The organism is Luteolibacter sp. SL250 (assembly GCF_026625605.1).
In the GTDB taxonomy this organism is placed as follows: Bacteria; Verrucomicrobiota; Verrucomicrobiia; order Verrucomicrobiales; family Akkermansiaceae; genus Luteolibacter.
On the sequence record NZ_CP113054.1, the window covers coordinates 3,792,099 to 3,812,904 of the forward strand.

Here is a 20,806-nt window from a genome sequence, read left to right on the forward strand (position 1 = left end):
AGCTGGATGGTGGATCTTCACCACCGCCATGCCTCTGCGCGATGAACCTCCGGACGAACTGAAGCGGCTGCCTGCGGCGTGGTATCGGGGGCACGCGTGGGTTCACTGGACGATGACCATCGATGGACGGAAGCGTGGATGGCTGGATGAAACGATGCATTTCCGCGTGCGGGAGCTGCTGGTCCATACGTGCCACCGATACTCGCTGGTCTGTGCGGGTTATTGCCTGATGCCGGATCACGGGCATTTCCTTTTGATGGGCACGTCGGCGGACTCGGACCAGGTGGCGGCGGTGGAGTTTTTCCGGCGCGGGTGGAACCGTTTGCTGCGGGAACGGGATATGAAACTCCAGCGGCAGGCGTTCGATCATGTGTTGGTGGAGAGCGAGAGAAATCCGCAGGCTTTCGAGGATGTGCTGCTTTATATTTTCAGGAATCCGGAGCGGGCGGGTTTGGTGGAAGCGTGGGAAGAGTGGCCGTTCCTTGGTTCGGTTGCGGCGGGGTATCCGGATGTGGATCCGCGGGAAAGGAAGGGCTGGTGGGCGAGGTTCTGGACGATCCATAACAAGGAGACGACGCGGAACAAGGAGATGGGTGGGTAGCGGCATGGCTGTGCCATGACGGCGGGGTGGACGTCATCTTACCGTTCCGCGTGCCTTTTGATGGAGGGTGAAGAGATATGGAGTCGCGGGGCGGCGGTGGATCTCCCCCGCCGTCGTGGCGCAGCCACGACGCTACCCTGCAGCCACGACGCTAGGCTGTGTAGCGGCATGGCTGCGCCATGACGGCGGGGTATGCGTCACCTGACGTTGCGAGTGTGGTCCATCTTTCGATGGGATATCAGACGGAGTTGGAGCCGCGGGGCGGTAGTGGATCTTCCCAGCCGTCGTGGGCGCAGCCACGACGCTACCTTGCGGCCACGACGCTACCTTGCGGCCACGACGCTGCCTTGCGGGTAGCGGCGTGGCTGCGCCATGACGGCTGGGTGGGCGGGAAAGGAAGGGCTGGTGGGCGAGGTTCTGGACGATCCATAACAAGGAGACGACGCGGCGGGCAATGCCTTGAAAAGATCAAAAGCACGGGACAGAGGAGCATCGAATGGAGTTGGATGGAAAGGCATGGCGGATGAATATCCGGGGTGATGGTTCCGCTTCATATCGCGGTCCACCTACCTCCCATGAAACCACATTTCCTCGCTCCATTGGCCGCCATGCTGTCCATGGTCCCGGCCAGCGGCTCCACCCTCATGCTGGACTTCGGGCCGACCGCCGTCACAGGAACCAGCCTCACGAACAGCCCCTACCACACGGTGGCCGGAGCAGGGTTCACGGACTCTTCATGGAACCAGATCACCACGGCCGACCTTCCGTCCGCCATCTTCTCGAACGGCGATGCGGCGGCAGGCATCACGCTGAACCTCGGCGCCGCGCCCCAGGACTCCACGGTGGTGAACTACGCGACACAGCCGTCGAACTCCAATGCGCTGGGAAATGCCATGGGGTCGAACAATATCTACACCTCCCCGTCGGTGGGGCGTGACGGCATCTTCGGCCTGTATGCCCAGAGCCTGGGCCTCCAGGTCACGGGGCTGTCCGCGGGGATCTATGAGATCTTCATCATCGGGCGCAACACGAACATCTCCAGCTCCGTCGTGCATTCCTACGCCGGGGTCGGCACGGCGGGACAGAATTTCGATTTCTCCGGCCTGACACCGGTCACGATCAACTACACGAACCTGACCTCTACCGCCGCATGGATCGAAGGGACGAACTACACGAAGCACACGGTCACGGTCGGCGAGGGGCAGGCGCTCAACATCGCGACGCAGGGAACCGGAGTGGAGAACCGCGGATTCATGAATGCCATCCAGATCGTCCGGCAGGTGCCGGAGCCGTCCGTCGCGGTGTTTGCCGGAGGGGTGCTGCTGCCGCTGTTGCGCCGGAAAAGGGCGTGAGCGGAGGGAGGCGGATCATCCCGCCTGCTGCCCATCGACAAAGGGCGGGAGGAAGCGGAGCCGCGGGCACGACGCATCCTATATGACAATGCTCCGGAGGAAGCGGAACGCCGGGGTGATGGTGGATCTTCCCAGCCGTCGTGGGCGCAGCCACGACGCTACCTTGCAGCCACGACGCTACGGGGCGCGGCCACGACGCTACCTTGCGGCCACGACGCCATCATTCGATGGCAACCGGCATACCCGTCCGGGCGGATTCGTCGGCGGCGAAGACGATGCGGTGGGTGTGGAGGGCGGTTTGGAAATCGGTGAGGGGCATGTGCTGGCCGCGGTCGAGGGCGTCGAAGAAGGCCTGGAACTGGCGCTGGAAGGGGTGGTCGTGGACGTCGCCGGAGCCGATCATGGTCATGGCGAGGTTGCTCCACCGGGACTTGTCGGTGTGGAGCTTCATGGAGTGGAACTGGTTGTCGAGCAGGCTGCCCTCGCTGCCGCAGAGGTGGGTGTGGAAGTAGTAGGGCTGGAGGCAATCGACGATGGCGGCGCATTTGGCGACACGGCCGTCGTGGAACTTCACGAGGGTGACGCTGCTGGTGTCATATTCGTAGGGGGCGAAGATGGGGCTGCGGGAGCGGGTGGACATGCTGGTGACGGAGGCGACGTCGCCGCCCATGCAGAGGAGCATGGCATCGACGGCATGGCAGCCGGCGGTGAGGAGGGCGCTGCCGCCGCCATCTGCCTTGGCATTCCACTCGAACTGGCCGTACCACGGGCCGATGCCGTGGTAGTAGTCCACCTCCGCGTAGTGGAGGTCGCCGAGCAGGCCCTGGTCGATGACGGCCTTGATGGTGGTGAACTGTCCGGAGAAGCGGCCGTTGAAGCAGACGCAGGCTTTGGTGCCGTTTTCCTCAAACGCGGCGGCGATGCGCAGGCAGTCGTCCCAAGTGAGGGCGATGGGTTTTTCAAGGATGACATGCTTTCCGGCATGGGCGGCGGCGATGGCCTGCTCCGCGTGGAGGCCGGCGAAGCTGCAGATGGAGATGACGTGGATGTCCGGATCCGCGAGCATGTCCGCGTAGGTGGCGTAGGTGCGGATGGGGTGGCCGTGGCGGGCTTCCAGTTCCTTTTCATCGTGCGGGCGCGATGAGAAGAGGCCGGTGACACGGGCCTGGGTGCTGGCGTTGATGGCGGGGATGTGGGCGGAGGCGACCCAGCCGTATCCGACGAGTCCGACGTTGTATTTGATCATGGATTGAGGAGGACGGTGCCGACGGGTCCGGCGGCGGGTGAATGGAGTCCGGCGATGCGGGAGCGGTAGGCCTTCGGCGTGCAGCCCTGGATGCGCTTGAACTGGCGCTGGAAGTTGGCGATGGAGTCGAAGCCGCAGTCCCAGGCGATCTCGCCGACGGGCTTGTCGGTCTCCGCAAGGAGGCGGCAGACGCGGGAGATGCGGATCTCGTTGAGGTAGGTGGGGAAGGTTTTTCCGGTGCGGGAGCGGAAGTAACGGCTGAAGGTGATCTCGCTCATGCGCAGGTGGCGGGCGATGTCCGAGAGGTAGATGGGGCTGCCGATGCGGTCCTGGATGAAGTTGCAGATGGTGGACATGGTCTCGCCGTCGGAGTGGACGACCTCCGGGGTGAAGCCGTAGGAGGAGATGGTTTCGAGATCGGGCGAGGTGGAGAGATCCTCCAGGATTTCGAGCAGGAGGATCATGCGGCGGAGGGAGGAGACGCCGACCATGCCGAGCATGGCTTTCTCGATGCGGTCGCGGGTGGGGCCGAGGATGCGGAAGCCGTCGGCGGCCTGGTGGAGGAGGCGCTGGAGGGGCGCGGTGTCTCCCTGGGAGGACCAGCGCTTGCCCATGAAGTCGGGGTGGAACTGGATGTTGAGGGCATCGACGGGGCGGAACTTTGTGCCGGGGATGCGGTCGTTGCGGTAGTCGTGCGGGAGGTTGGAGCCGAGGAAGGTGAGGTCGCCTTCGTGGAGGTTCTCGATCTTGTCACCGACGCGGCGGCAACTGCCGCCGGAGAGGACGAGGGTGATCTCCAGCTCCGGGTGGAAGTGCCAGATGCAGCCGAAGTCATCCCCGCGGATGCGCTTGCAGGAGACCCATTCGGTTCCGTCGGAGCATTCGAGCTGTTCGTGTACGGGTTTCGCGGTGCGTGGGATCATGGCGGTTAAGGGAAGAGTGAACGTCGAACATTGAACATCGAACGTCCAACATTGAAGGAGGAAGTGAAGAGGAGATGAACATTGAACATCGAACGTCCAACATTGAATGTTGAAGGGAAGATGGGTGGGTGGGATTGGTGATGGGATGGGTGGCGCGGGTGGTGGGCGTTTTTCAAGCGCAATGGAAGCGCAGCGGACATGGACGAACTGTTGGATCCAATGAATGATTCAAATTAAGAGGATCATTGAGGATGCCGCGGATTATGGGATGAGGTTTGGAACAGTGGCTGCGGCGTCCCGCCGCAGGCCGTGGCGATGGCGTCCCGCCGTCGCTTGGGGAGGGTGGGATGGAGCGCGGACTTCAGTCCGCATGGAGGTGGCTGGGGTTTTGGGTTCCGGGTGCTGTGGGGCGGACTGAAGTCCGCGCTCCGTGCGGGTGCTATGGAGAAGAGTCGCGGCGGGACGCCGCAACCACGGTTTGCAGGCGGAAATGGATGGTTGGCCCGCTATGTCGCTGCGCTCCATTGCGGCGGGACGCCGCAGCTACGGTCTGATGCACTGCGGCCCGGGAAGTCCGCGGCGATGAAGTAGGGGTTGGGGAGATGGTCCGCGCCGAGGGCTTCGGCGAGGGGATCGGTGTCGTGGCGGGAGAAGCCGTCGTGCTGGTGGCGCCACCAGCCCTCCGCGAACTGGAAGGTGCCGGAGAGGCGGCCCATGTGGCGGGCGTGGTGTTCCATGGACTGGAGGTAGTCGCCCATGCCCTGGGTGGCGTCCAGCCACTCGCGCTGGCTGCGGTGGCAGGCGAGCGCCTTCATGGACTGGCGGTGGACGCTGGTGGTGTCCACCCAGGCGCTGGGGATGACGGGACGGCGGATGGGATCGCACGCGCCATGGGGCATGCAATGGTAGACGGTGATGTCGTCCGGGTAGGATGGGCGTGGCGGGTCGGTAACGTAGTTGGTGATGGTGTGGGCGAAGGCGGCGGAGACGGCGAGGCGGGCGGTCTCCATGTGGTCCTCCATGTAGTCCTGCAACGGATGGGTGAGGACGATGGAGGGGCGCACCTCACGGATGACGGCGGCGACTTTCCGCAGCAAGGCGGCGCCGTAGATGATCTCCATGTCATCCGTGATGGGCGGGTGCCAGGTGGCGCCGATGAGGCGGGCGGCGTCCCTGGCCTCCTCCGCGCGGATCTCCGTGGTACGGGCGGAGTCGTGGAGGGTGCTGCCTCCATTTCCGGTGGCGAGGTTGAAGCAGTGGATGTCCCATCCGGCGCGGCGGAGCAGGAGGAGGGTGCCGCACATCTTGAACTCGATGTCGTCCGGATGGGCGGCGATGGCGATGGCTGTCTGACGGCTCATGGCGGTCTGGCTGGGTGAGGCGGGTGGAAAGGAAATCTCAGCGGGTGGAGAGGACGGCGGAGATGCGCTCGCGGAGGTTGAGGAGCTTCGCGGGGTCCGTGTCATAGGTGGTGACGCCGGTGACGAGGACTTCCTTCGCTTCCTTGAGCAGGGCCTCGGCCTTCGGGCCGCCGCGCTTTTCGAGGAGGGCGAGGTAGTCGTGGTCTTCCAGTCCGTCGCGGAGGGCTTCCATGCGCAGGCTGCTGAGCGGTGTGCCGTCCGGTCCGGGGTAGAGGAGGAGTCCGTCGCCGTGGTTTTTCACCAACTTCCAGGTGGTGCGGGTTCCGCCGGATTTCCACCAGTCCAGGTTCCCGGCGTTGGCGGGCCAGGTCTGGTAGAGGTCCCAGTATTCGAATCCCTTCGCACCTTCCCGGTAGCAGATCCACGGCAGGATGCGCGCGTCCACCAGTGGATACTCGACGAAGATGTTGGGCCGCTCGCTGGGCCAGACGCAGACGGAGAGGGTGATCTCATGGCCGGTCTTGAGCTGCTCCGGTCCGCCTGCCTGTTCATACTGGCCGTAGTAGAGGTCCCAGATGTCGGCGTGGCCGGAGAGGGCCTGGACGCCTTTGAACTCGTTGAGGCACTGCATGACGGGCATGTCGGGCAGGGTCTTCTTGGAGAGGTCGTACATCTCCTTGCAGACGTCCCACTCGCGGAGGCTTTCGTGGTCGGAGGCCTCGTCGAGGTTGTAGAAGACGGCGGAGCCGTAGATGCCCTTTTCCTTCAGGTGGCGGGCGTAGGCTTTGAGGAAGTCCTCCAGCTCGCGCTTGAAGGTGTCATCATACTCGCCGCCGCCGAACTTGCGGAAGCGCGGGACCGTCACGATGGGGAAGCGGGTGACGTAGGGCTTCATGATGTCGATCCAGCGGTCGAGCTTGGCGAAATCATAGCCGCCGCCGGACTTTTTCGGCACGCCGGGGGTCTTCCAGCCCCAGCCGTTGAGGAGTCCGCCGGGTGGCATGCGGAGCTTCGACGCCTCCAGCACCATGCGGTCGGCGATCTTTCCGCCGGGGTCCTGGCCGTAGAACTTGGTGACGTTCTCCTCCCCGCTGCCGAGGACGAGGGTGGTGAGGGTGCTTTTCACCGGCAGGGTGAACGGATGGACGCGCACCTTCATGGGCAGGGCGACTTTCTTCCCGCCGCCGGTGATGGTGAGGCCGCCGGAGTAGAGGCCGGGTGCGGTGGTGGCGTCCGTGGTGACGGTGACGAGCAGCGGCTGGACCTCCCCTGCCCTGACGTCGAACGCGCCGTTGGGCAGCAGCGGGTCCGGCCACCAGCCGAGCTTGGTGGACTGGTAGGGGCGCTTGCCCTCGGTGGTGTCCACAAACCCGACGAGGTCGATCTTCACCTTTGACGCGGGGATCTTCCCGGCGGAGGAAACGAGGTCGCCGTCGAGGGTGACGGACGCGCCTTTCAGTTCCGCGCCGGTGGGGATGACGGCGAGCTGCGCGCCCTCGCTCTCGTTGCGGGCGAGGGCGATGTTGAGGGACTTCGCGAAGCCGCCGTGGTAGTCCTCATCCAGGAAGACGTGGGCGAGGCCGGTGGTGATGCCGACGGCGAAGCCGCCGTCCGCGCCCTGGTGGCGGCCGATGATGTCGAAGGCCTTTCCCCTGACCTCCCGCACGGCGGCGAGGGTGGAGGCTCCGGCAGCCCCGGTGACGAGCTGGTCGATGGCGGCCTTCACCCCGCCGTCGGTGCCGTAGGCGTCCCCCCAGGCGCGGATCTCCTGCAGCTCCCGCTGGGCGCGCTTCCCATCATCCGGCGTGACGATGGTGGCGCTGACCTCATCCAGGTAGAAGTCGCCGGTGCCGAAGTGGTAGAACCAGAGGCCGATCTTCGGCTCCTCCTGGCCGTTGGCACCCTTTGGCACGGTGACGCGGGTTTCGTACTGCTGCCAGTCGGTGGAGGAGCCGATGTTGATCTTGTGCCAGCCGTTGTTGTTGGGCTCGCCCTCGAGGTTGGCGAAGATGCCGCCTTTGAGGTTGTCGGTCTTCGCCCAGAAGCGGATGCGGAGGACCTCGCCGGCCTTTGCGGGGAAGCCTCCGTTGTAGCAGAGGTGGGCGCGGCCGGTCTTTGTGCCGGAGATTTTCGCGGCCTTGCCGGTCTTTCCTTCAGCGAGGGTGAAGGTGTATTCGCCACCCTGGCTGGCGCGTCCGGCCCAGCCGGAGAAGGGGACCTCATCCCCCTGCCCCGCTTCGTCGAAGGTGCCGTTGGTGAGCTTTTCGGGGCCGCTGATCTCCTCCAGCGCGTGGACGTGGTGGGGCCATGCGACGGTGAGCAGCAGGGCGGGCAGGACTTTCTTCGGAATCATGAACTCTGGCGGTATTGGATGTTGGTTTTCTGGAAAATGGAATCAGGCGTTGCGGCGGCGGCGGATGAGGCACACGGCGGCGAGGAGTGAGGCGGAGGCAGCCATGGAGGATGGCTCCGGCACGGTGACGAGGCTGACCTCGAAGTCCTGGATGCGGACGGCGTTGCTGCTGCCGATGGACTCGAAGTAGAAGCCGACCTCGGTGACGCCGGGGATGACGCCGCCGGAGGCGATGGAGGCGGGGGTGCCGTCACCGTTGACGTTGATGTCATTGGCGGGGTTGTAGGCGAAGAAGCTGAGGGCCGGGAGGTTGGCGGTGGTCTGGTCCCCGCTGGCGGTGTAGATGCGGGAGGAGATGTAATATTGTCCGCCGGAGCGCAGGACGAGGCGCCCGCTGTCCGCGGCCTGGTTGGCGTAGGTGGTGATGTTGAGGCGGACGGACGAGGTAGCGTCAAAGCCGACCTCGCCGGTGTTCATGCCGTTGAGGAAGTCCTGCTGCTTCCAGAGGAGGAGGAAGCCGGTGTTGTTGGGCGGGTCCGGGGTGAAGGCGTCGGAGCCTTTCAGCTCGATGCGGTCGAGGCCGCCGTTGTTCACGACCATGCCGAAGGTGGTACTGGTTCCCTGGTAGATGCCGCCGATGAAGGAGCGGGCGTCACCGTAGAAGACGGAGCTGGTGCCGGAGTAGTTGGTGGAGGGACTGAGCTGGCCCGGCTCCCCGCCGGTGAAGCCGTTCGGCTCGAAGGCATTCCCGGTGCCGTAGTCACCGCCCCAGTTGACGGCGAGGGTGGCGGCTCCGGCGTGCGCCGCCATGAGGATGGAGCAGGAAAGGAGGAGCCGGAGGAAAGCGTGGGATTTCATGGGTGGATGGAGGGATTCAGGATGCAGGTTTCAGGATGCGGGCGGATTTTTGGGCGTGGTTCTCCCGTGTGTCCGCATGGTGGTTCATGCGGACCTGGAGATTTCCCCCTCCGTGGAGAGGGGCGTGGCATCATCCGGGACGGTCCTGGGTTCAGGCGCGCCTGCGGCGGAGCAGCGGCAGGAGGAGCGCGCCGGACAGCAGGGCGGCGGATGGCTCCGGCACCTGCTGGACGATCTGGATGGAGTTCATGAAGCCGCGGAACTGGCTGTCCGCGTCCGTGCCCTGGGTGGCGATGTTGAGAGCCTGGCCGGCGGCGAGGGTGATGGTGTGTTTCGAGTAGTTCACGCCCTCGATCCAGGCGGCGGTGGAAGTCGCGGCGGTGTAGTTGATGCTGATGGGCGTGAGGCCGGAGAAGTCGAAGTTCTCCCCGGCGACACCGGCGCCGACGTAGGAGTTGGCGATCGTGCTGCCGGTGTTGGTGTTCCGTCCGACGACGAAAATTTCATAGATCCCGGCGGCGAGGCCGGTGATCTGGATGCCGAGGCTCTGGTTGGCCACACCGAAGATGCCGTCCCGGCCGACGGAGGTGGCGGCGTAGATGCCACCACCTGATGGCCACAGGGTGCCCAGTGCGCTGGATGAGTTGGGCGCGGTTGCGTAGTTGACGACGGTGGGCGTGCCGGAGCCGGGGGCGACGCCGAGGTTGACGGAGACTCCGGTGGCGGTGCCTCCGCCGGACCAGGTGAGGGAGCTGACGTCCGCCTTCTCGATCTTGTTCCATGAGCCGTCGGTGAATCCGCCGCCAGCCACGGTGTGGTAGGGGCTGTTGGTGAGGTCCGCCCCGGCCGCGGTGGTCGGCCCGAAGTCGAGCATGAGGATGGATCCGCTGGCGGAGATGGCGGAGAGGGAGGCGATCAGTGGAACGAGAATGTGTGTGTTCATGGGGAGGTGGTGTTGATTCGCGTTTGGCTGGAACTATCACCTCATGCTTCCCCGCGATGTGATTCCTTCCAATTCGATTCGATGCTCCTCTGGTTTGTGTTTTTGATCTTTTTCTGACACGCGCCGACAGACCCGACCGCCCATGATGTCAGAATAGTATGATTTCCGCTGTTTTCGATCCTTTCCCGTATTTGCTTTAAAAGGCGTGGTCCATGTCCCGGTAATGCCGGAACCATGGCCAGAGGACCCCTCATTTCCGGATGGATTACGCGATCCATATCCCCCGCGGGAAAGATGACCGGCGCGCTGCTGGGGCTGCTGCTGGCGGCCCCTGTGCTGCACGCGGAAGTGGTCATCAATGAATTCCATCCGAAGCCGGAGGACGGCCATGACCTGGAGGAATTCATCGAGCTGCACAACACGGGCGCGGCGGCGGTGGATGTGTCCGGCTGGCGGGTGGCGAACGCGGTGACCTTCACGATCCCGGCGGGGACGAGCATCCCGGCCGGAGGGTATCTGGTGGTGGCGATGGATCCGGCGGCGGTCACGGCACGCTGGTCCGTGGGCGCGGTGGGACCGTGGAGCGGGAAGCTGAACTCGACGGGGGAAATGATCGAGCTGCGGGACGCGGGCGGCGCGCTGCGGGACGGCGTGGACTACAAGTTCGGCTTTCCATGGCCGAGCATGATCGACGGTGAGGGTGCGTCCGCGGAGCTGATCCACCCGGAGCTGGACAACGCGGCGGGCAGCGCGTGGCGGGCGTCCGGCGCACCGGCGGGGATGGGCGCGTATGTGCCGGCAGCGCCGACGCCCGGGGCGCGCAACAGCATTTACACGCCGCTGGCGCAGACGCCACCGGTGATCTCCCAGGTGTCCCACCAGCCGCGGCAGCCGGTGTCCGGACAGGAGGTGGTGGTGACGGCGACGGTGCAGGACCCGGATGGCGTGGGGCCGGTGACGCTGGAGTACCAGGTGGTGGAGCCGGGTTCCTACATCCGCATCTCCGACGCGGCGTATGCGACGGGCTGGGTGCAGGCGCCGATGACGCACGAGGGCGGCGGGGTGCACCGCGCGGTGGTGCCGGGGACGGTGCAGGCGAACCGCAGGCTGGTGCGCTACCGCATCGTCTTCGAGGACAGTCCTGGCAACCGGACGCGGGCACCCTTCGCGGATGACGGGCAGCCGAACTTCGCCTGGTATGTGTATGACGGTGTGCCGGAGTGGAAGGGCGCGCTGCGGCCGTCCACGGTGATCCCGGCGAACCCGACACCGCTGCAGACGTTCTCCCCGGCGACGCTGACGTCCGTCCCGGTCTATACGCTGATCACGACGGGCACGGATGTACTAAACTCCCAGTACAACACCTCCTTCCGGGAGGTGAGGATGCGCGGGACGCTGGTGGTGGACGGGATCGTCTATGAAAACATCGAGTACCGGAACAGGGGGCAGTTCTCCACCTACCAGTCCGGGAAGAACAAGTGGCGCTTCTACTTCAACCCGGGGCGGGACCTGGCGGCGAAGAACCATTTCGGCGTGCCGTATGCGGAGACGTGGGGGAGCTTTTCCGCGAACGCGAACGCGAGCCCGTGGGTGCCGGTGAACCGCGGGAGCGCGGGGATGGAGGAGGCGATGTCGCTGAAGGCGCACACGCTGGCGGGGGGACTGGCGCCGCACACGCACTACTACCACTTCCGCGTGGTGAGGAACGCGCAGGAAACACCGGCCGCGGGGACGATGGTGGGCGACCCGGTGTCCACGGGCGGGAACATCGACGGACAGTACGCGGGGGATTTCTGGGGGCTGTATCTGGCGGTGGAGAAGGTGGGCGGCGGCTTCCTGGATGAACGCGGGCTGCCTGACGGGAACATCTACAAGATCGAGGAAAACGAGGGCGACCCGGAGACGGTGCTGCCGGGATTCCCGCTGGACTCCAGCGACTGGAAGGCGTTCCGCGACACGTCCAGCAAGACCATCCCGACGGCGGCGTGGTGGCGGGAGAACATGGACATGGACAGCTACTACACGTTCCACGCGCTGAACCGCCTGTTCGGCAACATCGACCTGCGGCCGGGTGAGAACCACCTGTTCTACCACCGGTCGTCGGACAACCGGTGGCTGCCCATCCCGTGGGACATGGACATGATGTTCATCGCGAAGACGCACAAGTCCGGGACGATCGACCAGCACCGTTCGATCGTCTATCATCCGGAGCTGGCGCTGGAGTTCCGGAACCGTGCGCGGGAGGTGCTGGACCTGCTGGCGTCCGACGCGGACCCGGCGGGCGGGCAGATCGGCCAGTTGGTGGATGAGTACCGGCAGATCCTGTCACCACCGGGGACGACGGACAACTGGGCGAACGCGGACGCGGCGCTGTGGAACCTGCACCCACGGACGAAAGGGACGGTGGTGACGGCGACGGGCCTGGGCGGGACGAGCGGGTCCGAAAACCACCGGGGGAACTTTTTCCGCACGCCGCTGGACTCCATCCATGACGGGGGGACGTGGACACGGTGGCTGCGGGATCCTTCCTTCACGGGGACGGCGGGCTTCGAGGACATGGCGAAGTACTACATCGACTATGCGACGGACACGTGGCCGGGAGGGAACTGGGCGGCGAACAACGGCAGGCAGCTTGGCTACGGCTACCAGTATCTGCTGAAGGAGTCGCTGGACGCGGCGATCCCGTCCCGCCCGGTGATCTCCTACACGGGGGAGCCGGGGCACCCGGTGGATGCGATGCGTTTCACCTCATCCGCGTATGCGGGGGTGAACGCGCACGCGGAGACGCAGTGGAGGGTGTCCCGCATCTCCGCACCGGGGGTGGCGGGCTACACGGCGGAGGAGGGCAGGAAATACGAGATCACCCCGACATGGACGGCGGCGACGACGGGCATGGCGCTGGACGTGCCGGTGTCCGCGGTGACGGTGGGGAAAACATACCGGGTGCGGGTGCGGCACCGTGACACGACGGGCCGGTGGTCCCACTGGTCCGCGCCGGAGCAACTGGTGGCGGGGGCACCCGCGGCGACGCTGGTGCACTACTGGAACTTCAACCCGCAGGTGCTGGCGGACGCGCTGGTGCCGAACCACGGCACGGGTGGCTCCATCTCCACGACGCCGGGTGGGACGACGGCTTTCCTGACGGACACGGGGCAGGATTTCAAAGGCGCGAATGCGAAGGACCCGGACGGCGACGGCACGCCGGATGCGGCGGGCCGCCACCTGCGGGTGAACAACCCCATCGGCTCCACGGTGGTGTTCCGGCTGCCGACGACGGGCTACAAGGATGTGACGGCGACGGTGGAGACACGGCGGTCCGGCTCCGGCGCGGGGACGCAGACGTGGACCTACACGGTGGACGGCACGACCTTTCTGCCGCTGCGTGAGGTGACGGTGGTGGACGGGACGCCGGTGGTGGAGGAGTTCAACCTGAAGGCGGTGGACGGTGCGGAGGACAACGCGTTGTTCGCGCTGAAGGTGGTGTTCTCCGCCGGGGCGGGCGGCACGGGCGGGAACAACCGGTTCGACAACCTCGCGCTGGCGGGCATCCCCATTTCCCCTGCGGCGGGTGGCTATGCGGCGTGGGCTGCGGCGGCCTTCACGGAGGCGGAGCTGGAGGATCCGGCGGTGTCCGCGTGGGACCGGGATGCGGACGGGGACGGCAGGCCGAACTTCATGGAATACGCGCTGGCCACGCTGCCGAAGACGGGCGACACGCCGGGGCTGGACCTGCGGTGGTCCATGGACGGCACGACGAGCAGGCCGGGGCTGGAGTTCACCCGCCCGCCGGACACGACGGGCCTGACCTACGAGCTGCTGGCCAGCGACGATCTGGAGGACTGGACGGTGGTGGCCACCGCGCCCGCCTCCACGCAGACGGTGGCGGGGATGGCGCGCGTGTTGTTCCGCGACCCGGAGTCCGATGACAAGGCGGGCCGCCGCTTCCTGAGACTGAGGGTGAGGTATGCGCCGTGATCTGACAGCAGCGCGGACGGCGGTCCATTGCCTTTGGGGATCGGGAACGCTCATCAGGATGATCCGGTATTCATCAACCACGGATTGCACGGATTGCACGGATTGGTTCTTCAAAAGGTCGGCAGCATCACAATCCGTTAATCCTTTGATCCGTGTCCGGAGAAGGCTCCGCAACCGGATGATAGCCCAAGGCTCTGTGGAATCCGGACCTTGCGAAACCAAGCGGACTGAAGTCCGCGCTCCGTCCATACCTCCGCTTCCAATCCACCATCCACGATCCGAACCATCATGCGCCCTATCCTGACCGCAGCCCTGCTTTCCGCAGCCATACCATCCCATGCACCAGCCGCCGTGCGGTTCAACGCGGAGTTCGAGCCGGGCAGCAAGTGGTTCACGGAAACATGGTCCGCGGCGGCGCGTGCGGAGATGCAGGCGTTCCTGACGGACCTGGGCGCCGTGTTCGACTCCGACGCGGTGGTGCGCGTGTCCATCAATGACAACGAGACGGTGGCCTATGCGTCCGCGGGATCGACCTGGTCCCAGTACCACCGCCATGCGGAGACGGGCGGGCAGGTGTCCGCACCGGGGCTGTGGCTCATCATCGTGAAGGGCATGCAGCGGCCATCCGCGGCGTCCGACGTGACGCTGAGCTGGAACCTGGATGTGAACGCGCTGTACTCCGGCAGTTCCGGCGCGCTGATCAACAACATCCGCGGGCTGGGCCGGCATGAGATGCACCACGCGTTCGGCGCGTCCAGCTCCCTCTTTCTGGATGCGACGTCGGACCCGCGCGGAAAGTGGGTGACGGCGCGGCTGGTGGACACGCTCTACCGCGACCAGAACGGGAACGCGGTGCTGGGCGCGCCGGACAGCCTGGGCATCAGCTACCGGGTGAACAGCTTTCCGCTGGCGGCGAACTGGCAGAACGTGCGGAACCAGACGGGGCTTTATTTCGAAGCACGGGACCGCCATGGCCGGGTGGTGAAGATGCCGCCGGTCAGCGGGCCGGGCGGCACGAACGGATCCTACATCGACTTTTCCCACATCAGCGGGATCGCCTACGCGAACGACCATCCGTCATGGACGAACATCGAGACGACGGACCTGAATTTCCTGCGGGCGATGGGCTACCCGCTGGCAGTGGACGCGCCGCTGCGCGAACGGCTGGCCACGGTGACGGCATTCGGTTTTTCCGCACCCACCGGCACGCTGACGTGCAACAGCCGCACCGGCCACCACTACCGCGTGGCGACCTCCCGCGATCTGGTGCGCTGGGCCATCCTGCCGGCGGGAAAGCCGGGCACGGGCGCGGCGCTCTCCTTCCCCCACCCCATCGACCGCACGGCGAACCCGCGGCAGTTTTATCAGGTCGTGGAGATCCCGGAGTGAAAGGGGGGGGATGGGAACCGGAACCAACACCGGCGGGGAAAGGCCGGGCCCGCCATCCCACATCTGATTGCCCCGTCATTTTTTCCCCGCTGCCGGCCCCACGAGGAAAGTGCCGAGTGGCCGCACATCCTGGTCATAGACATGGTAGCGGATGCTGATGCGGTGCATGCGGTAGCAGTCGTGGTCAGGCTGCCGGTAGGCCCGTTCGTATTCCTCCTTGGTGGAGGCTTCCCATGCCGCATGCTGGCCGTAGTTGTGATTGGCCCGCCGGAGCCGTATGGTCTTCTCCAGTATTCTGTCCGGCAGCCATGCCACGGACGTGCTGCGCGGACCGCCGGGTTGGTCGAATGGTTCGAACTCCTTGGCATACCGTGTCATCAACTCCCCCACCCGGCGCTCCCCCTGTGGCCAAGTCCACCGCAGGATCTCGGAGGGGGTGATCGTATGAATCAGCACAGGCTTCCCCGTCGTGGCGTCCAGCACCCTCACCCGCAGGCGCAGGTCACTTCCCGGTCTGAAGAAAACGGCTGGCAGTCCATCCCTTTGAAAGAATGCGGGATGTTCAACCGCCAGTATCATGCGCAACCGCGCCTCCGCCAGATCAGCTCCGGCAAGCACCGGCTGGGTCATCTTGTATTCCAGGAGACCACCTCCTGGCGCGGAGATCTCCGAGACCTTGAATGACAGAGGCTTGGGCGGGAGTCCATTGATGTCGGTCTTTGCCGCATGTGCGCGCAGGATCTTTTCCGCCTCACTCTCCCGGGCGGTATTCTCCGCCGCCTGCAGCGGTCCGCCCGGTGAGCCGGCGCCCACCGTGTACCTACCCACCTCCTTCCCCTCCCTGGTCACGACCCGGGTGCGGAAGATCACTTCGTTCTTGCGGAACACCGCTCCGTCTTCCCCAAAGTAACGGGCCTCGTCATCCTTGCGCAGCAAAGCCATGCCCCGACCTTTGAGCATAAACTGCGCCGCAGGGGAGGATACCTCCACCTCCGTCTCCATCACTTTTCCCGGCAGGTAGCGCTGCGCGGTGACGCGGATATCCTCACTCTCCTCATCCGTCACGAGGAACTCCCTGGCGTATTGCTCCATCAACGCGTCGACCACCTCGTTCCTTTCCTCCGGCGTCCGCGTCGCCGTCTCGGATGGCTTCACCTCGTGCGTCACGATGACACCGCCGTCCTTGTCCCTGACGATGCACCGGACGACGATGCCATGCTTCGGCTCGAACACCAGTTCCGGCATCCCGAAACCGGTGAGGAAGTCCCGCTCCTCCATCGCGACCCTGAAAATCAACCTTGCCTCCCGCGGTGCCTCCGGCGTCGTGGACATGGTGAAATGATACTCCAGAGTGGTGGCGTCAGGGGCTGCCACCCTGTCGATGCGGAAATCACCGTAGTCCCTGGGGAGGATGGATTCCACCGCCACAAACCTCTGGAGGATCTGGTGAACAGACGCCGGTGCGGGCGGAGGCGCGGCCCCGTGCTTCACGGGCGGGGCTGGGAGCGGGGCTTTTTCCACCGGCGCCGTCACCTCAGCCAGCTCAAACGGCTCCTCCGGTTCCTTCAGCTCCGCGGCTTTGGCGGGTGGCTCCTTGAGGGCCTGTGGCTCTGCCCATCCTGCCATACCGGTGATGATGGCACTCCCCAGTACCGCCAGGCCTGCGAGCACCGCCACGCCAACCACCAGCACCGTCAGCTTTCCTCGCCGCCGATTCCCTGATGGCCCGGTAGCCGCGTCCGCCACCGCCACCGGCAGTGGTGAGGTCACCGGTTGTGGCAAAGCAGGGGCTGCCATCGGCATGTGCAGGAAATACTCCTTCAGCGGGCGGGTGCCATCCATACCCTCGATCCAGTAATAACACTCATCCTCATCGCGCAACAGGCCGCTCTCCCACATCCCCCGCAACTCCACGTCGGTCATCTGGATCCATTGGTCGTCTTTGAGGGAGATATGGAGAATCATCGGGCGGCTGGCATTGGAATCCCATCCCACCGGAACTGGCAAGCAATCGTCATGGCCTCCGTCCTTATCACTTGCCCCCGCGTCCTGGACTGGAACAACCTCTCCTCCGCATTTCAGGAACCACATGATCCCGGCCGGAGAACCCATGGACACGCACGAGGAGGAATGTTATGACATCCGTCGCGGCAGGGATGCGGAGGAGATCGTGCGGCTCACCCATGGCATCACGCGCCTGCTGGACGTGGGGATCCCTTTGTCCGCCGCTCCCTCCACATGGAGGCCACCGCCCTCATCTCCTTCTGGATCGTGTCGTTTTCGGAGGACACCCCCTCCATGCACGCATGGGCGCGCACCCTGACGGGAGAGGTGGTTGCCCGTTCACAGATCCCGGCCGCATGCGCGGAGGCGGGTGCTCCCGGCGCGGTCAGTGCCTTTCTGGAGGACCGTGAGCGCTACTATGCAAATAGTGGAGCCACCTGGAAGTTCGATGAACGCCTCTTTTCCGCCTGGCTCGGCGCCGTCCAGTTCGCGCTGCTCCTCAGCCAGCGCAGCCGCAGCCCTGTCCTCATGCCCCAGGACACCACCGCCACGAGCTTCCTCCAGCCAAGCCCGGCGGATATGGAGGCAATGGACCGCCTCACGGGTACCGACTGTTTGTCCCAGTCTTACATGGACCTCATGGGAGACTGGCTCCACCGGTTTCTGGAGGCGGCCGCCGCCATTGTCCACGGGTCGAACAAGGCGCATGTCCTCAGCCTGGAGTCCGCCACCCATCCCGGGCGGAATACCCACCCGGGACCCATGCCTGCCGCAGCGGAGCGTGGCGAGCAGCCTGGGCGCTCCCATCCCGCCGGCTGCCTTCTCACCGGCTTCCTCGCCCTCGTTATCGCCTGCTCCATCCACATGGTGGTCTTTGTCAGCACCGGAAAGCCCGTCTCCGCCCAGTTCGGTTTCATCGGCGTCATGCTGCATGGCTTCGGTTCGCTGTATCTATCCCGCCTTCTCACCCGGAAAATCCTCCGGTTGGACACCGTGCCATATGACGATCCTGCCGCTGCGAAGCCACCAGCATCTGGCGCGGATGATCTTGCCACCGCGCGTGCTGAAGCCATCCAGCAAGCCATCGACAGCGGTCAGCTCGATGGAGAGAAACTCCGCGACTTCCTTCGCCGCCACCAGGATCGGTAGGCAGGCGCCGCCCGCCGCTCATCCCCCCCCGCGGCAGGAGACGTCACCCGCCACCGCGTGCCGCGCTACTTCGGCGTCGATCCCTTCGCCACCTTGCCGGTGATCAGGTCGATCAGGCGGATGTTGCCTTGCGGGTCCTTCACGAAGTTCTCAGGTCGCAGGTCGGAGATGAGATAATCTTCCCCGTCGATCTCGATCTTATAGATGCCGTGCCGGGATGGCTCGATGCCGAAAGGGAGTTCGATGGAGAGGTAGTCCGTTTCCGAAATTGGGGTGCCTCGATCTTGGACAATGAAGACTTTGCCCCCTGCCGTTAAGGCAGTCGTCGGCATCCCGCCAAGCGCTTCGATGACGGACGCTTTCTCACGCGCAGCTTCCAAACTGGAATCGGTGGTCCGGCTTCCGTCAGGAAGATACCTCACGATGCCATCGCTCTTGAATTCCTTCAGAACCTGGCTGGGTCCGAATCGGAAGACATGGCTTTCCGAACCGTCTCCAATGCGTTCTTCGCCATAGTCTGCTTCTGCTCTGGAGAGAGCTTCGCGGATTCTTCTGCGGCTTTCCTCCTCGCTTCTTCGTTGGCCTTCCGGTGACTCTCCGGTTCCGGGAACCATTCTGCCTTCTTGGTCATGTTGTTGATCATGGGGTTGGTTTGGATCATTTCCAATCGAAAACGAAGTCTCCCTGCCGATGCCGGTGAGCTGGCGGACCTCCGCGAGTTCCTTCGACGGGGTGGGTGCCACCTGCAGGTCGATGACGCGCATGCCGTCCGCCGTGGCGATGACATTGCCCGGCGTGACGGTGTCCCACACCGTGATGCCACGGATGGGGTGGATCCAGCGTCCGTCCGGTTGTTCGTGAAAGCCCTTGTCGTTGAGGAAATCCGCCTGCTCCTCCATGGTGGCATCGCGGCCCTCCGCATAGCGTTGGGAGATTACAGCGCGGGGCGCGTGTTCTCCGGGTAGGGTGACCAGTCCTTCGAAAGCGACGTCGTCACCGAAGGCCCGGTTGTGCAGCGCCCAGCGCTCCAGGTAGGCGATGGCATCCTCCGCCTGCGCCCCGAACAAGCCGGGCTTGGTCAGCTTGATGACACGGCTGGAGACGTGGTCAATGATGACCTTGTGCTCTCCTCCTCCTGGTGCGTCATCTCCTCTGACTTGATCGATGAGAGCAGGGTCGAGTATCCGTCCATGACGCTGTGCCCACGCCAGGATTCCGGAGTCACCGGAGAATTCCTGCCCATGTTTCCGGCGCTTGCCTGCATTTGGGCGTAAGCCTTGCGGACCTCTTCGAGCGTCATGGGTTTCTGCTCCGAGGGCTTCGAGGATTTGAAGGGGTTCTCGTAGTCTTTCATGGTGTTCATTCTGATCGGTATGGGTGGAAGGGTCAAGCGGGCGGATGAGCGAGGGCGCAGGGCCGAGCGAAAAGGAGGTTTGCCCTCCACCTCCTCCCTTGACGATGTCCGCTTCCGTGATAAGATTCGGGTTGCCGTGAGGCGTTCCTTCTTTGGGCAATTGGAGCCCTCTAGATCGGAACAAATCACGGCCTTTTTGTGTGTGGGTGTAGCGGAGCATTCCGTTTTTCATCCACTGGGCCAACGCCTGGGGATTGGTTTTGGCATACACCGAGGCGACGTTGTTCACCTTGTGTTGTTGTCTCGGCTGGTCGAGATGAACCGCAACAAGCACGTTATCCCCTTGATGCTTGAGATCGAGGATTACGGTCAGCGCGTCCGGCACCGTTTCGGATTCAAAAACGAAGACGGGATCGTGGAGGGATGTGATGACCTGCTTGAACAGATCAGGGGAAAGATCATGTTTGCCGCCGATTGACTTGGCCACTACCGAGGGAGGCATGCTGAGAAGCAGCGGATTCGCTCCCACAGCCCTCAGTACCTCCGGAGTGGGTCCCATACCCACGGGGCGGGTGAGATCATAGCTTCCCCCGAGGATGGCATCGACATCGCTGCGGAATTTCTTCGCGGTCGCGGACTCCGGGGACAGGGCGAACGACGGGACAGCCGAGGAGGCAGGATCGAGCACCGGTGCCGCGTCCATTCCAACAGGTCCGCCATTCTTTCCGCCGGGATGACCGGCAGGGTCCACCTCCGGCGTGAACCCCGCCGCCACGTCCAGCCAGTGGCGCATCTCCGCGTCCATCTTTCCGGAGGCGGCGTGGTGGCGCATGGCGGCGGCCAGGCGCAGCACCTGGCCCAGCACTTCCCTCAGCGCGCGGAAGAAGCTCCGCAGCGGCCCGGCGAGCTGGCTGTCCCGCATGCGCCCGGTGGCGTGCGCCACGCCGATACGGCTCCAACCCTCGATGAGTTCCTGGTATTGCCGCGCGTCATCCAGCGTGTCGAAGTCCCCGGCGAGGATCTGCGTGCGGGTGCCCGCCTCCGTCTCGCGGATCCACCGCAGCATCTTGCCCCGTGACACGCCGCGGCGCTCCATGAGGTATTTGCCCACGCCCTCGATGCTTTCCTCCAGCACGGTGAGCGGGCTGGCGTTCCCCGCGATCTCCGCGACGATGCGGGTGACGCCACCGGCGAATTCATTGCGCGAGGAACCGAGCACGAACAACGAGGCGAGGTGGGAGTCGATGGTCCCGTCCGTGGCATGCGCCAGCCCCATGTCCGCCTCCGCCTGGCGGAAG

The 20,806-nt window shown here is 64.9% G+C and carries 13 protein-coding genes; 5 read left to right on the forward strand and 8 right to left on the reverse strand.

Annotation, left to right across the window (positions count from 1 at the left end):
* Positions 1–28 precede the first annotated feature (28 nt).
* Positions 29–601: a hypothetical protein gene (locus tag OVA24_RS16420; RefSeq protein WP_267671078.1), complete on the forward strand. Its 573-nt coding sequence runs from the start codon at positions 29–31 to the stop codon at positions 599–601.
* A gap of 575 nt (positions 602–1,176) precedes the next feature.
* Positions 1,177–1,953: a hypothetical protein gene (locus OVA24_RS16425; protein ID WP_267671080.1), complete on the forward strand. Its 777-nt coding sequence runs from the start codon at positions 1,177–1,179 to the stop codon at positions 1,951–1,953.
* A gap of 220 nt (positions 1,954–2,173) precedes the next feature.
* Here OVA24_RS16425 and OVA24_RS16430 read toward each other — a convergent pair whose 3' ends face one another.
* From OVA24_RS16430 to OVA24_RS16455, 6 genes are all read right to left on the reverse strand, one after another.
* Positions 2,174–3,199 (reverse strand): Gfo/Idh/MocA family protein, encoded by a 1,026-nt coding sequence (locus tag OVA24_RS16430; protein ID WP_267671081.1) that lies wholly within the window; start codon positions 3,197–3,199, stop codon positions 2,174–2,176.
* Positions 3,196–4,122, reverse strand: coding sequence for an AraC family transcriptional regulator (locus OVA24_RS16435; protein ID WP_267671082.1), 927 nt, complete (start codon positions 4,120–4,122; stop codon positions 3,196–3,198). The genes OVA24_RS16430 and OVA24_RS16435 overlap by 4 nt, the downstream gene beginning before the upstream one ends.
* 506 nt (positions 4,123–4,628) lie before the next feature.
* Entirely contained in the window at positions 4,629–5,483 is an 855-nt protein-coding gene (locus tag OVA24_RS16440; RefSeq protein WP_267671083.1) for a PIG-L deacetylase family protein, read from the reverse strand.
* Positions 5,484–5,520: 37 nt separating this feature from the next.
* The gene (locus OVA24_RS16445; protein WP_267671084.1) at positions 5,521–7,836 is read right to left on the reverse strand and encodes a glycoside hydrolase domain-containing protein; all 2,316 of its coding nucleotides are present in this window, start codon (positions 7,834–7,836) and stop codon (positions 5,521–5,523) included.
* Positions 7,837–7,878: 42 nt separating this feature from the next.
* Positions 7,879–8,694 carry a PEP-CTERM sorting domain-containing protein gene (locus tag OVA24_RS16450; protein ID WP_267671085.1) on the reverse strand — a complete coding sequence of 272 codons (816 nt, stop codon included), beginning with the start codon at positions 8,692–8,694 and terminating at the stop codon, positions 7,879–7,881.
* A gap of 151 nt (positions 8,695–8,845) precedes the next feature.
* A complete protein-coding gene (locus OVA24_RS16455) occupies positions 8,846–9,637 on the reverse strand; it encodes a hypothetical protein (protein WP_267671087.1) in 792 nt (263 codons plus the stop codon).
* A gap of 294 nt (positions 9,638–9,931) precedes the next feature.
* Between OVA24_RS16455 and OVA24_RS16460 the strand changes: the two genes are divergently transcribed.
* Both OVA24_RS16460 and OVA24_RS16465 read left to right on the forward strand, forming a co-directional pair.
* Positions 9,932–13,612: a lamin tail domain-containing protein gene (locus OVA24_RS16460; protein ID WP_267671088.1), complete on the forward strand. Its 3,681-nt coding sequence runs from the start codon at positions 9,932–9,934 to the stop codon at positions 13,610–13,612.
* Positions 13,613–13,900: 288 nt separating this feature from the next.
* A complete protein-coding gene (locus tag OVA24_RS16465; protein WP_267671090.1) occupies positions 13,901–15,001 on the forward strand; it encodes a hypothetical protein in 1,101 nt (366 codons plus the stop codon).
* A gap of 75 nt (positions 15,002–15,076) precedes the next feature.
* On the opposite strand, the gene OVA24_RS16470 is transcribed toward OVA24_RS16465, so the two are convergent.
* Complete coding sequence (locus OVA24_RS16470; protein ID WP_267671091.1) at positions 15,077–16,966, reverse strand: hypothetical protein; 1,890 nt, start codon at positions 16,964–16,966, stop codon at positions 15,077–15,079.
* Between the two features lie 273 nt (positions 16,967–17,239).
* On the opposite strand from OVA24_RS16470, the gene OVA24_RS16475 reads away from it, so the two are divergent.
* Positions 17,240–18,154: a hypothetical protein gene (locus OVA24_RS16475; RefSeq protein WP_267671093.1), complete on the forward strand. Its 915-nt coding sequence runs from the start codon at positions 17,240–17,242 to the stop codon at positions 18,152–18,154.
* A gap of 65 nt (positions 18,155–18,219) precedes the next feature.
* Here OVA24_RS16475 and OVA24_RS16480 read toward each other — a convergent pair whose 3' ends face one another.
* Entirely contained in the window at positions 18,220–20,784 is a 2,565-nt protein-coding gene (locus OVA24_RS16480) for a MuF-C-terminal domain-containing protein (RefSeq protein WP_267671095.1), read from the reverse strand.
* Positions 20,785–20,806 lie beyond the last annotated feature (22 nt).